This is a genomic window from Pantoea sp. SIMBA_079 (assembly GCF_046940275.1).
GTDB lineage: Bacteria > Pseudomonadota > Gammaproteobacteria > Enterobacterales > Enterobacteriaceae > Pantoea > Pantoea borealis.
The window spans coordinates 1-535 of sequence record NZ_JAWRYR010000044.1; the positions used below are offsets into that span (position 1 = coordinate 1).

Genomic DNA, 535 nt, shown 5'->3' on the forward strand with positions numbered 1-535 from the left:
CCCCCAGCGCATCGGCGCGCATAATGTTGCCAAGACGCGAACGGATATCCGCCAGCCACGGCTGCCACGGTTCCGCCAGTTCAATTTGCAGCCACACTGCCAGCGCAATGGTGCTGTCGAGAACCGCGCGAAAACCCAGACGCGGATCGCTTTTGGCGACCATTTTTTCCGCCGACAGGTGAGTCAGCGTATCCGGCTTTTTTGCCACCGGCTGGCGGCACAGTTCGCAGCACGCCTGCGGATGTTCATCGCTACTGGTCAGCCCATGAACGGGCTGCGGCTGCTGCTGTTCATCGTCAACAAACAGGCGGCCCTGCTCGTCAATAAACTTGATGCGCAGATGGCGGCTTTCCAGCAACTCCCGGGCAGAGGGCGTCAGGCGACTGTCCGCAGGGAGATGGATCTCTGCGCCTTCGCTGAGCGTATGGTTCGCTCTTAGCCATGCATCGGTGATGAAATCTTTCATAGGGATTGCCAGTTAGCCGGCCAGGCGACATACAGGAATTTCACGCTGGATGTCGTACCAAATTCGATG

1 protein-coding gene and 1 pseudogene are annotated in these 535 nt (G+C 58.7%); both read right to left on the bottom strand.

All coding sequences use genetic code 11. The features are described 5' to 3' along the window. Positions 1 to 466 (bottom strand): ethanolamine utilization cob(I)yrinic acid a,c-diamide adenosyltransferase EutT (gene eutT / locus SB719_RS18995; protein WP_412159583.1); only part of this gene is annotated, 466 nt, incomplete at its 3' end. After that, positions 463 to 535 (bottom strand): annotated as a pseudogene (locus tag SB719_RS19000) (ethanolamine utilization acetate kinase EutQ); the annotation flags it as partial. The gene eutT and the pseudogene SB719_RS19000, both read right to left, overlap by 4 nt.